The sequence below is a fragment of the Thiocapsa sp. genome (assembly GCF_022340925.1).
Taxonomy (GTDB): Bacteria; Pseudomonadota; Gammaproteobacteria; order Chromatiales; family Chromatiaceae; genus Thiocapsa.
Genome location: NZ_JAJDNA010000097.1, coordinates 45,409 through 56,322, shown reverse-complemented (window position 1 = coordinate 56,322; position 10,914 = coordinate 45,409). Strand labels below are relative to the sequence as shown.

24 protein-coding genes are annotated in these 10,914 nt (G+C 62.4%); all 24 read left to right on the top strand.

The window, feature by feature from the left end:
• A partial coding sequence (locus LJE61_RS11890; protein ID WP_519972626.1) for an EF-Tu C-terminal domain-related protein occupies positions 1-140 on the top strand: 140 nt, incomplete at its 5' end.
• Between the two features lie 4 nt (positions 141-144).
• Positions 145-456 carry a 30S ribosomal protein S10 gene (gene rpsJ / locus LJE61_RS11885; protein ID WP_296909800.1) on the top strand — a complete coding sequence of 104 codons (312 nt, stop codon included), beginning with the start codon at positions 145-147 and terminating at the stop codon, positions 454-456.
• Positions 457-466: 10 nt separating this feature from the next.
• Positions 467-1,117, top strand: coding sequence for a 50S ribosomal protein L3 (gene rplC / locus LJE61_RS11880; protein ID WP_296918491.1), 651 nt, complete (start codon positions 467-469; stop codon positions 1,115-1,117).
• Positions 1,118-1,123: 6 nt separating this feature from the next.
• Complete coding sequence (rplD, locus tag LJE61_RS11875; protein ID WP_296909796.1) at positions 1,124-1,735, top strand: 50S ribosomal protein L4; 612 nt, start codon at positions 1,124-1,126, stop codon at positions 1,733-1,735.
• Positions 1,732-2,028 (top strand): 50S ribosomal protein L23, encoded by a 297-nt coding sequence (rplW, locus tag LJE61_RS11870; RefSeq protein WP_296909794.1) that lies wholly within the window; start codon positions 1,732-1,734, stop codon positions 2,026-2,028. Before rplD ends, rplW begins: the two co-directional genes overlap by 4 nt.
• Before the next feature lie 32 nt (positions 2,029-2,060).
• Positions 2,061-2,888, top strand: coding sequence for a 50S ribosomal protein L2 (gene rplB, locus LJE61_RS11865; RefSeq protein WP_296909791.1), 828 nt, complete (start codon positions 2,061-2,063; stop codon positions 2,886-2,888).
• Positions 2,889-2,906: 18 nt separating this feature from the next.
• Positions 2,907-3,185: a 30S ribosomal protein S19 gene (gene rpsS, locus LJE61_RS11860; RefSeq protein WP_296909789.1), complete on the top strand. Its 279-nt coding sequence runs from the start codon at positions 2,907-2,909 to the stop codon at positions 3,183-3,185.
• A 13-nt stretch (positions 3,186-3,198) separates the two neighbouring features.
• Positions 3,199-3,531: a 50S ribosomal protein L22 gene (gene rplV / locus LJE61_RS11855; RefSeq protein WP_296909788.1), complete on the top strand. Its 333-nt coding sequence runs from the start codon at positions 3,199-3,201 to the stop codon at positions 3,529-3,531.
• A gap of 10 nt (positions 3,532-3,541) precedes the next feature.
• Positions 3,542-4,219, top strand: coding sequence for a 30S ribosomal protein S3 (gene rpsC / locus LJE61_RS11850; protein ID WP_296909787.1), 678 nt, complete (start codon positions 3,542-3,544; stop codon positions 4,217-4,219).
• A 3-nt stretch (positions 4,220-4,222) separates the two neighbouring features.
• Entirely contained in the window at positions 4,223-4,636 is a 414-nt protein-coding gene (rplP, locus tag LJE61_RS11845) for a 50S ribosomal protein L16 (RefSeq protein ID WP_296909786.1), read from the top strand.
• Positions 4,636-4,836 carry a 50S ribosomal protein L29 gene (rpmC, locus tag LJE61_RS11840; protein ID WP_296909785.1) on the top strand — a complete coding sequence of 67 codons (201 nt, stop codon included), beginning with the start codon at positions 4,636-4,638 and terminating at the stop codon, positions 4,834-4,836. Before rplP ends, rpmC begins: the two co-directional genes overlap by 1 nt.
• Positions 4,833-5,093 (top strand): 30S ribosomal protein S17, encoded by a 261-nt coding sequence (gene rpsQ, locus LJE61_RS11835; protein ID WP_296909783.1) that lies wholly within the window; start codon positions 4,833-4,835, stop codon positions 5,091-5,093. The genes rpmC and rpsQ overlap by 4 nt, the downstream gene beginning before the upstream one ends.
• Before the next feature lie 89 nt (positions 5,094-5,182).
• Entirely contained in the window at positions 5,183-5,551 is a 369-nt protein-coding gene (gene rplN / locus LJE61_RS11830) for a 50S ribosomal protein L14 (RefSeq protein ID WP_296909782.1), read from the top strand.
• Positions 5,552-5,570: 19 nt separating this feature from the next.
• Positions 5,571-5,888 (top strand): 50S ribosomal protein L24, encoded by a 318-nt coding sequence (rplX, locus tag LJE61_RS11825; protein ID WP_296909781.1) that lies wholly within the window; start codon positions 5,571-5,573, stop codon positions 5,886-5,888.
• A 14-nt stretch (positions 5,889-5,902) separates the two neighbouring features.
• A complete protein-coding gene (gene rplE, locus LJE61_RS11820) occupies positions 5,903-6,442 on the top strand; it encodes a 50S ribosomal protein L5 (RefSeq protein ID WP_296909779.1) in 540 nt (179 codons plus the stop codon).
• Positions 6,443-6,452: 10 nt separating this feature from the next.
• Positions 6,453-6,758 carry a 30S ribosomal protein S14 gene (rpsN, locus tag LJE61_RS11815; protein WP_296909777.1) on the top strand — a complete coding sequence of 102 codons (306 nt, stop codon included), beginning with the start codon at positions 6,453-6,455 and terminating at the stop codon, positions 6,756-6,758.
• A 103-nt stretch (positions 6,759-6,861) separates the two neighbouring features.
• Positions 6,862-7,257 (top strand): 30S ribosomal protein S8, encoded by a 396-nt coding sequence (rpsH, locus tag LJE61_RS11810; protein WP_296909776.1) that lies wholly within the window; start codon positions 6,862-6,864, stop codon positions 7,255-7,257.
• Between the two features lie 13 nt (positions 7,258-7,270).
• A complete protein-coding gene (gene rplF / locus LJE61_RS11805; protein ID WP_296909774.1) occupies positions 7,271-7,804 on the top strand; it encodes a 50S ribosomal protein L6 in 534 nt (177 codons plus the stop codon).
• 12 nt (positions 7,805-7,816) lie between these two features.
• Entirely contained in the window at positions 7,817-8,173 is a 357-nt protein-coding gene (gene rplR / locus LJE61_RS11800; protein WP_296909773.1) for a 50S ribosomal protein L18, read from the top strand.
• Between the two features lie 10 nt (positions 8,174-8,183).
• The gene (gene rpsE / locus LJE61_RS11795; protein ID WP_296909771.1) at positions 8,184-8,690 is read left to right on the top strand and encodes a 30S ribosomal protein S5; all 507 of its coding nucleotides are present in this window, start codon (positions 8,184-8,186) and stop codon (positions 8,688-8,690) included.
• A 4-nt stretch (positions 8,691-8,694) separates the two neighbouring features.
• The gene (gene rpmD, locus LJE61_RS11790; RefSeq protein WP_296909770.1) at positions 8,695-8,901 is read left to right on the top strand and encodes a 50S ribosomal protein L30; all 207 of its coding nucleotides are present in this window, start codon (positions 8,695-8,697) and stop codon (positions 8,899-8,901) included.
• A complete protein-coding gene (gene rplO, locus LJE61_RS11785; protein ID WP_296909768.1) occupies positions 8,888-9,322 on the top strand; it encodes a 50S ribosomal protein L15 in 435 nt (144 codons plus the stop codon). Before rpmD ends, rplO begins: the two co-directional genes overlap by 14 nt.
• An 18-nt stretch (positions 9,323-9,340) precedes the next feature.
• Positions 9,341-10,693: a preprotein translocase subunit SecY gene (secY, locus tag LJE61_RS11780; protein WP_296909766.1), complete on the top strand. Its 1,353-nt coding sequence runs from the start codon at positions 9,341-9,343 to the stop codon at positions 10,691-10,693.
• Between the two features lie 28 nt (positions 10,694-10,721).
• Positions 10,722-10,835, top strand: coding sequence for a 50S ribosomal protein L36 (gene rpmJ, locus LJE61_RS11775; RefSeq protein ID WP_296909764.1), 114 nt, complete (start codon positions 10,722-10,724; stop codon positions 10,833-10,835).
• Positions 10,836-10,914: the final 79 nt, after the last annotated feature.

The following is a 10,914-nucleotide window of genomic DNA, read 5'->3' as shown; positions in this document are numbered from 1 at the left end:
AGATGGTGATGCCCGGCGACAACGTGAAGATGACGGTGAAGCTGATTGCGCCGATCGCGATGGAAGAGGGTCTGCGCTTTGCGGTCCGCGAAGGCGGGCGCACCGTCGGCGCCGGCGTCGTCGCCAAAGTGATTGAGTAAGGGTATGAGCAACCAAAGAATTCGTATTCGACTCAAGGCCTTCGATCACCGCTTGATCGATCAGTCGGCCCGCGAGATCGTCGATACCGCCAAACGCACCGGCGCCCAAGTGCGCGGACCGGTGCCGCTCCCCTCGAAGAAGGAGCGGTTCACCGTTCTTGTCTCGCCGCACGTCAACAAGGATGCGCGCGACCAGTATGAGCTCCGGACCCATAAGCGTCTGATGGATATCGTCGACCCCACCGATAAGACGGTCGATGCACTGATGAAACTGGACCTGGCCGCCGGCGTCGACGTCCAGATCAAGCTGAGCTGAGGACGAATCGATGGCGATCGGAGTGATTGGGCGTAAGGCCGGCATGACCCGCCTGTTTACCGAGGACGGCGCAAGCATCCCTGTCACCGTGATCGAGGTGCAGCCAAACAGGGTCAGCCAGGTCAAGTCCGAAGAGACAGACGGCTATCGCGCCATCCAGGTGGCGTTCGGTCGCCGCAGGGCGTCGCGGGTGACCAAGCCGATGGCTGGGCATTACGCCAAGGCGGGGGTCGAGGCGGGCGAGGTGCTGCGCGAGTTCCGTCTCGAGGCTGGAGAAGCGGCGGATTTGGGCGTCGGGGCGGAGATCTCGGTCTCCATTTTCGCGCCAGGGCAGAAGGTCGACGTCCGGGGTGTGACGAAGGGGCGGGGTTTCTCCGGTGCGATTCGCCGTCATCACTTCAGCGGCCAGGATACCACCCACGGCAACTCGCTCTCTCACCGGGCGCCGGGCTCGATTGGACAGAATCAGACGCCCGGGCGCGTGTTTAAGGGCAAGAAGATGGCGGGTCATCTCGGCGCGGCCAACCGATGTACCCAGAATCTGGAAGTGATGCGGGTCGATCCGGAGCGCCAGCTGCTGCTTGTTCGGGGCGGCGTGCCGGGGCCGACCGGCGGGCGGCTCGTCGTGCTGCCATCCGTGAAGCAGAAGAACAAGGGCTAAGCACTCATGGAACTCGAGATTCGAAACGATACCGGCGGTGCCAATCTGCAGGTTGCGGATGCCGTCTTCGGCGTCGCCTACAAACCCGGGCTGGTGCATCAGGTCGTCACGGCCTACCTGGCAGGGTCGCGCGCCGGAACCCGTGCGCAGAAGAGCCGTTCCGAGGTCTCTGGCGGTGGGTCGAAGCCGTGGCGCCAGAAAGGGACGGGGCGTGCACGCGCCGGCACCTCGCGCAGTCCGATCTGGCGCTCCGGCGGCGTGACCTTTGCGGCCAAGCCGCAGGACTACAGCCAGAAGGTCAACCGTAAGATGTATCGCGGGGCGGTGCGCTCGATCCTGTCGGAGCTGGTGCGCCAAGGTCGTTTGGTCGTGGTCGACGACCTGCGTGTAACGGCCCCGAGGACGAAAGAGCTGCTCGCGCTACTCAAGCGACACGAGCTGCATGACGTCCTCATCGTGACCGACGGTCGCGACGAGAACCTCTATCTCGCGGCACGCAATGTCCCTCGGGTCGATGTGATGTCTGTCCAGGATGTCGATCCGGTGAGCATGGTCGCTTTTGACACCCTGCTCGCGACCGAGGCGGCAGTGAAGAAGCTGGAGGAGCGCCTGGGATGAATGACGAAAGGCTCATGAAGGTCCTGTTGGCGCCCATCGTCTCAGAAAAGACGTCCCGCGCCAGTGACCTCTCCGGACAGTACGGCTTCCGCGTGATGACTGATGCGAACAAGCGCGAGATCGCGCGTGCCGTCGAGCTGATGTTCGGCGTTGAGGTCGACCGTGTGCGGGTTCTCAATGTCAAGGGCAAACAGAAGCGCTTTGGCCAGCGCCTCGGCAAGCGCAACGACTGGCGCAAGGCGTATGTGCGTCTCAAACCCGGTCAAGACATCGATTTCGGCGGCGGAGCCTGACGGGGCCAGCCGATACCAGCGGATAGAGCAAGATGCCAATTGTAAAGACGAAACCCACCTCCGCGGGGCGCCGCTTCGTCGTGAAGGTGCAGTCCCCCGAGTTGCATAAGGGCGGACCCTATGCGCCGCTCGTCCAGAAGAAATCCAAACACGGTGGGCGGAATAACCTCGGACGCATCACTGTCCGCCACCAGGGTGGCGGACACAAGCAACGCTATCGGATCGTCGACTTTAAGCGGAGCAAGGAAGGGATCCCGGCGGTTGTGGAGCGGCTCGAGTACGATCCGAACCGAACCGCTCATCTAGCCCTTTTGAAGTATGCCGACGGCGAGCGCAAGTACATCATCGCGCCGAAGGGACTCGGGGTCGGCGCCCGCGTGGAATCGGGGGAATCCGCGCCGATCAGCGCGGGTAACTGCATGCCGCTGCGAAACGTCCCCGTCGGCACGCAGGTGCATTGCGTGGAGATGCGCCCCGGCAAGGGTGCGCAGCTGGCGCGCGCGGCTGGGAGCTCGGCCCAGCTGGTCGCCAGGGACGGCCAGAGCGCCACTCTGCGATTGCGCTCCGGCGAGATGCGGAAGCTGCACGTCGACTGCCGCGCCGTCATCGGCGAGGTCGGAAATAGTGAGAACAGCCTGCGGAAGCTTGGAAAAGCGGGCGCCTCGCGTTGGCGCGGTGTCCGGCCGACTGTCCGCGGTGTGGTCATGAACCCGGTGGATCACCCGCATGGCGGCGGTGAGGGACGCACCTCCGGCGGGCGGCACCCGGTCACGCCTTGGGGTGTCCCTACCAAAGGCCACAAGACGCGCAAGAACAAGCGGACCGACGCCATGATCGTGCGTCGTCGCGGACGCAAGTAAACAGACGAGGTTGAGCACGTGCCACGTTCGATTCGCAAAGGACCCTTTGTCGACCACCACCTGATCAAGAAGGTCGAAGCGGCGGTCGCCCAAAACAGCAAACGCCCGATCAAGACCTGGTCGCGTCGCTCCATGGTGCTGCCCGAGATGGTGGGTTTGACCATTGCGGTCCACAACGGGCGTCAGCACGTGCCGGTGCTCGTCAACGAGAACATGATCGGCCACAAGCTCGGTGAGTTCGCATTGACCCGGACCTACCGGGGGCATGCCGCTGACCGTAAGGCCAAGAAGCGCTAAGTCGGAGATTGGGATGCGAGCCGAAGCGAAACTGAAATATGCGCGGGTCTCCGCCCAAAAGGCCCGATTGGTCGCTGACCTGATTCGCGGGCGGGATGTCGAGGAGGCATTGAATACCTTGGCGTTCAGCACGAAGAAGGGCGCCCGGATCATCAAGAAGGTCCTCGAGTCTGCCATTGCCAATGCCGAGCATAATGAGGGCGCAGACATCGACGAGCTCAAGGTCGCGTCGATCCATGTCGACGAGGGGCCGACGATGAAGCGAATCCGCCCGCGTGCCAAGGGTCGGGCTAATCGAATCATGAAACGCACCAGCCACATCCGTTTGACCGTAGCGGAAGGCTGAGGGGACCTGCATGGGACAGAAAGTTCATCCGAACGGCATCCGCCTGGGCATCGTCAAGGACTGGACCTCCAAGTGGTACGCGAACACCCGTGACTACGCGGATCTGCTGAATACCGACCTCGAGGTTCGGACGTTCCTCCGCAAGGAATTGGCAAAGGCCTCGGTGAGTCGGATCCAGATCGATCGACCGGCGAAAAACGCCCACATCACCATCCATACCGCGCGGCCGGGTGTTGTGATCGGTAAGAAAGGGGAAGACATCGACAAGCTGCGTGCGCGGGTGTCGCAGATGATGGGCATCCCCGTGCACATCAGCATCGAAGAGATTCGGAAGCCCGAGTTGGACGCGCAACTTGTCGCTGAGGGGATCGCACAGCAGCTCGAGCGGCGCATCATGTTTCGACGCGCCATGAAGCGCGCGATCCAGAACACGATGCGTCTCGGCGCGGAAGGGGTCAGGGTCAATGTCGCCGGGCGACTGAATGGGGCAGAGATCGCCCGGACGGAATGGGCCCGTGAGGGCCGCGTGCCTCTGCACACGTTGCGTGCGGACATCGATTACGGTTTCGCGGAGGCCCAGACCACCTATGGCGTGATCGGCGTCAAGGTCTGGATTTTCAAGGGAGAGGTGTTCGCTGATCAGCTCCCCGAGGAGGCGGCCCCGAAGACGGCCGCAAGAAGGGGATAGGTCATGCTGCAACCAAAACGCACCAAATTTCGCAAGCAACATAAGGGACGCAATCGCGGCCTCGCGCAGAGCGGCAACCAGGTGAGCTTCGGCGAGTTCGGGCTCAAGGCAACCGGGCGCGGGCGACTCACGGCGCGTCAGATCGAGGCCGCGAGACGGGCCATCACCCGGAAGGTCAAGCGCGGCGGCAAGCTTTGGATCCGTGTCTTTCCGGACAAGCCGGTTTCGAAGAAACCGCTTGAAGTGCGTATGGGCAAAGGTAAGGGGAACGTCGAGTACTGGGTTGCCCTCGTGCAGCCGGGGCGGATGCTCTATGAGATCGAAGGCGTGAGCGAGCAGCTGGCGCGTGAGGCATTCGGGCTGGCGGCGGCGAAGCTTCCGGTGCAGACCACCTTTGAGAGGCGGATGATCCTGTGATGAAGGCGAATGAACTGAGGAAGCGCAGTCCCGATGAGCTTCACAAGCAGCTGATGGATCTGCTTCGCGAGCAATTCAATCTGCGGATGCAGCGGGGCACCGGGCAGTTGTCGAAGCCCTCACAGATGAAGGCCGTGCGGCGGCAGGTCGCCCGTGTGAAGACGGTCATGGCTGAGCTGAAGGCGGGCGCACGATCATGAGTGAAGAGACCAAAACGAATCGCACCCTTGATGGGCGTGTGGTCAGCAGCGCGATGGACAAGACGATCACGGTGCTCATCGAGCGGCGCGTGAAGCACCCCTTGTATGGAAAATTCATGCGGCGCTCGACCAAGATACACGCCCATGACGAGGATAATGCCTGTTCCGACGGCGATTGGGTCAGAGTGGAGCAGTGCCGCCCCCTCTCGAAGACCAAGACGTGGCGACTGCTCGAGATCGTCGAGAAGGCGCGTTGAGGCGATCTGAGCCCTCAACGGCGTTACGCATGGCGCCATCGGGCGGGCCATAAAGGCCGCCCCCATCGCAACAGGTTAGGTACACAGCAATGATTCAGATGCAGACGGATCTCAGTGTCGCTGACAACAGTGGTGCCCGGCGGGTGCAATGCATCAAGGTCCTTGGCGGATCGCACCGGCGCTACGCGGGCATCGGAGACGTAATCAAGGTCACCGTGAAGGATGCCATTCCGCGGGGTAAGGTCAAGAAGGGGGATGTCTTCAATGCGGTGGTGGTTCGCACGCGCAAGGGGGTTCGCCGGCCCGATGGATCCTCGGTCCGTTTCGATGGCAATGCGGCCGTGCTCTTGAACAACCAGCTCCAGCCGATCGGGACGCGGATATTCGGCCCGGTTACGCGCGAGCTGCGCGGCGAGCGGTTCATGAAGATCATCTCGCTTGCACCCGAGGTGCTGTAGGGGGTAGGGGGTCGAGGCTATGCAGAAGATCAAGAAAGGTGATGACGTCATGGTCATTTCAGGCAAAGACAAGGGCAAGCGAGGCACAGTCTTGCGGGTGGTCGACCAGGATCGGGTGATCGTCGAGAACATCAACATCGCGCGCAAGCACCAGAAGGCGAACCCGCAAGCGGGGGAGCCTGGAGGCATTATCGACAAGGCGATGCCGATCCAGGTATCGAATGTCGCGCTGTACAACCCGCAGAAGGGCGGGCCCGACCGGGTCGGGTTCAAGATCCTGGAAGACGGTCGTAAGGTTCGCGTGTTCAGGTCGGACGGCGAAGTCGTCGACGTCTGACGGAAGGAAACGAGATGTCCAGACTACAGAAAGATTATCGGGAGCGCGTGGTTGAACTCTTGCAGCAGCGGTTCGGCTTCAAGAGCGTCATGCAGGTTCCGAAGATCGAGAAGATCACACTCAACATGGGTGTCGGAGAGGCAATTGCGGATAAGAAGGTCATGGACAACGCCGTGGCGGATCTGCGCCTGATCGCCGGCCAGCAACCGATCGTGACACATGCGAGGAAGTCAGTGGCCGGATTCAAGATCCGTGAGGGCTGGCCGATCGGATGCAAGGTCACCCTGCGGCGCGAGCGGATGTACGAATTTCTGGACCGGCTGGTGAGCGTTGCGATCCCACGCATCCGCGATTTTCGCGGCCTGAGTCCCAAGGCCTTCGACGGCCGCGGCAACTACTCGATCGGCGTTCGGGAACAGATCATCTTTCCCGAGATCGATTACGACAAGATTGACGCGCTGCGCGGTCTGGACATCACGATCACGACGTCGGCGCGGACGGACGAAGAAGGGCGCGCGCTGCTCGAGGCGTTCAACTTTCCGTTCCGCACCTGAGGTTACGACGATGGCAAAAAAAAGCATGATCGCTCGCGATCGAAAGCGCACCCGGATCGCCGCCCGCTTCGCCAAGAAGCGCGCGGCATTGAAGGCCGTCATCAGCGACCGCAGCGCGGGCATCGAGCAGGTTGAGGAGGCTCTGACCAAGCTGCAGCAGCTCCCGCGCGATGCGAGCCCCACGCGCCAGCAGCGGCGCTGCCGGGTCAGCGGGCGGCCGCATGCTGTGTATCGGAAATTCGGTCTCTCCCGCAACAAACTGCGCGAAGCGGTGATGCGCGGCGACGTCCCGGGTGTCGTGAAGGCGAGTTGGTAGGATCTGTTTTGGTTGATTTCCGGGATGGTCGGCGAGACCGTCTCGTTCCGGCAAACTTGACGGGTATCGCACTGCAAGAGTGGTCTGACCCGGGGAGAAGCTCATGAGTATGTCTGATCCGATTGCGGATATGCTGACACGCATCCGCAACGGCCAGCAGCGCGGCAAGATCACGATCGCGATGCCTTCGTCCAAACAGAAGGTCGCGATCGCGAATCTGCTCAAGGCAGAGGGCTACATCGCCGACGCGACTGTCGAGGCGAATGGCAACAAGCCCGAATTGGTGATCAAGCTCAAGTATTTCCGCGGCAAGCCCGTGATCGAGCTGCTGACCCGCGTGTCCCGGCCGGGACTTCGAATCTATCGCGGCAAAGGCGAGTTGCCCAATGTTTGGGCGGGACTCGGCATTGCGATTGTGTCGACCTCCAAAGGACTGATGACCGACCGCGCAGCCCGACAGGCGGGACACGGCGGCGAGATCATCGCCTACGTCGCGTAAGAGGAGTCCGAGCATGTCACGAGTCGCAAAGGCACCGATCGTCGTTCCCAAGGGGGTGACCGTCGAAATATCGGGCCAGGACGTCAAGGTCAAGGGGGCGAAGGGGTCGTTGGAGTGGTCCGTCCATCCATCCGTCGTGGTGTCGCAGTCCGATGGCGAGGTCCGGGTTGCACCGGCGGAAGGCCATCAGGGCTCTTGGGCCATGGCGGGCACGACACGGGCCCTCCTGCACAACATGGTGGTCGGCTGCGGCACCGGGTTTGTCCGGAAGCTCTCGCTGGTCGGCGTCGGTTACCGGGCGCAAGCGAAGGGTACCGTCCTGAATCTCAGCCTGGGCTACTCCCATCCGATCGATTACCCGGTCCCGGCCGGAATTACCATCGAAACCCCGAGCCAGACGGAGATCGTCGTCGCCGGCGCCGACAAGCAGCAGGTCGGTCAGGTTGCCTCGGAGATCCGGGGATTCCGGCCGCCCGAGCCGTATAAGGGCAAGGGCGTGCGTTACGCGGACGAAAACGTCCTGCGTAAGGAAGCCAAGAAGAAATAGGTGTCTGAGTCCATGGACAAAAAACAAGCTCGCCTGCGCCGTGCGGCGCGCGCACGGGCGAAGATCCGCGAATTGGGCGTCTTCCGACTGTGCGTTCATCGCACGCCGCGGCACATCTATGCCCAGGTCATTGCCCCCGAAGGCAACCGAGTCGTGGCCAGTGCCTCCACGCTGGACAAGGATCTCCGTCGTGAGATCCAGGGGCACAGAGGAAACGTCGGCGCCGCCGCGACCATCGGGAAGGCGATTGCCGAGCGCGCCCTGTCTGCCGGCGTTGCCAGCGTGGCGTTTGATCGCTCCGGGTTTCGCTATCACGGCCGTCTCAAGGCGTTGGCGGATGCCGCGCGTGAGGGCGGACTGAAATTCTAAGGGGAAGATCATGGCGAACTTCAATCCGAAATCGGAAGGCGATGACCTTCTCGAGAAGTTGGTGGCGGTCAACCGCGTCGCCAAGGTGGTCAAGGGGGGGCGGCAGTTTGGCTTCGCGGCCTTGACAGTGGTCGGCGACGGTAAGGGGCGCGTCGGGTTCGGACGTGGCAAGGCCCGCGAGGTTCCGGTGGCCATTCAGAAGGCCATGGAGAACGCGCGCAAGAATATGATCGAGGTCAAGCTTAACGGGACCACCCTGCAGTATCCGCTCAACGGGCGGCATGGCGCGGCCAAGGTGTTCATGCAGCCGGCCTCTGACGGCACCGGCATCATCGCCGGTGGCGCGATGCGCGCCGTGTTTGAGGTCTTGGGTGTGCAGAACGTCCTGGCCAAGTGCATCGGGACGAACAATCCGGTCAACGTGGTCCGTGCCACGGTACAGGGCCTGCGCGCCATGAACAACGCCGATGCCATTGCCGCCAAACGCGGCAAGACCGTCGCCGAGATCCTGGGGTAAGCGGATGTCCGGAAAAAAAATGATGAAAGTCAAGCTGGTGCGGAGCTTCCATGGTCGGCTCTCCAGCCACAAGGCCTGTGTGCGGGGTCTCGGTCTGCGCCGGATGCACCAGGTTGTCGAGGTAGAAGATACGCCCTGCACGCGCGGCATGGTGAATACCGTGTCCTACATGGTCTCGGTGATGGAGGATCCCCGCGATGCGGCTCAATGATCTCAGACCCGATGCGGGCAGCCGGCCGAGTGCCAAGCGCGTGGGACGCGGCATCGGCAGCGGCCTCGGCAAGACCTGCGGACGCGGACACAAAGGCCAGAAATCCCGCAAGGGCGGCTTCCACAAGGTCGGCTTCGAAGGCGGTCAGATGCCTCTGCAACGGCGCCTCCCGAAGGTCGGGTTCCGATCCCGGACAGCCGACTCAAGTGCGGAGGTCCGGCTCGGCGAGCTGGCGTGCGTGGATGGCGATATCGTCGATCTGCAGTCTCTCGTTCGGGCGCGCGTCCTGAACCGAAGCGTCAAGCGTGCGAAGATCATTGCCTCCGGTGAGGTCGCGCGTGCTGTGACGGTGCGGGGCCTCGGGGTCACCAAGGGTGCGCGAGCCGCGATCGAGGCAGCCGGCGGCAAGATCGAAGACTAGCAGAAAGGCGCGAAACGGATGGCTAAGAACGTCGGATCGATGGGTCAAGCCCTCGGCGGGATGGGGCGCCTGACCGAGCTACGACAGCGGTTGCTCTTCGTCGTCGGGGCGTTGATCGTGTATCGCATCGGCACCTTCATCCCGGTCCCCGGCGTCAACCCGCAGGCACTGGCCATCCTGTTCGAGCAAAACCAGGGTTCGATCCTGGGCATGTTCAACATGTTCTCGGGCGGGGCGCTCGAGCGCGCCAGTCTGTTCGCCCTCGGGATCATGCCCTACATCTCGGCGTCGATCATCATGCAGCTGATGACGTCGGTGATCCCGAAGCTCGAGCAGTTGAAGAAGGAAGGCGAGTCGGGGCGCCGAAAGATCACCCAGTACACCCGTTATGGCACCGTGATCCTCGCGACCTTCCAGGCGGTCGGTATCTCCATCGCGCTGCAAGGGCAGACGGCCGGCGGATCCGCCTTGGTTAGCCACGCCGGTTTCGGCTTCGTTTTCACGGCGACCGTGTCATTGGTCACCGGCACCATGTTTCTCATGTGGCTCGGCGAGCAGATCACCGAGCGAGGGATCGGCAATGGCATCTCACTGATCATCTTCTCCGGCATCGTCGCCGGTTTGCCGGCGGCGCTTGGCGGGACGCTCGAGCTGGCGCGCACGGGAGAGATGAATTCGCTTGCTGTGCTGGCCTTGTTTGCCATGGCGCTCGCCGTCACGGCGTTCGTGGTCTTCGTCGAGCGCGGTCAGCGGCGCATCACGGTGAATTACGCGCGGCGTCAGCAGGGCCGGAAGATGATGCAGGCGCAGAGCACCCATCTGCCGCTGAAGCTGAACATGGCCGGCGTCATCCCTCCGATCTTCGCATCGAGCATCATTCTGTTCCCCGCAACGTTGGGCCAATGGTTCGGGAGCAGCGAGAATATGCGTTGGCTCGCGGACATCACCGCGAAGCTCTCGCCCGGTGAGCCCATTTACGTGCTCCTGTACGCGGCCGCGATCGTCTTCTTCTGCTTTTTCTATACGGCCTTGGTCTTCAATGCCAAAGAGACCGCAGACAACCTGAAGCGCTCCGGTGCCTTCATCCCCGGCATCCGTCCGGGGGAGCAGACGGCGCGTTACATCGACACTGTCATGACGCGGCTGACCGCGGCGGGCGCGATCTACATCACCGCGGTCTGTCTGCTGCCTGAATTCCTGATCGTCGGCTACAACGTGCCTTTCTATTTCGGTGGCACGTCCCTGCTGATCGTGGTCGTCGTGGTGATGGACTTCATGGCCCAGATTCAAGCCCATTTGATGTCTCATCAGTACGAGGGCCTGATGCGGAAGGCAAACCTGAAGTCGCCGGGCGCCGGTTTGCTGCGCTGAGTGGCGCTCGAGTCTTGAGGAGAGAACAATGAAAGTGCGTGCATCGGTCAAGAAGCTGTGTCGGAACTGCAAGATCATCCGGCGCCATGGAACCGTTCGGGTCATCTGCAAGGACCCGCGCCACAAGCAGCGCCAGGGATGACGCCCGCCGGGTTGACTGGGCGAGACAGTTTGTTACACTGCGCGGTTTACCCGCTTGGTAATTTTGATCTAAGGGGTTC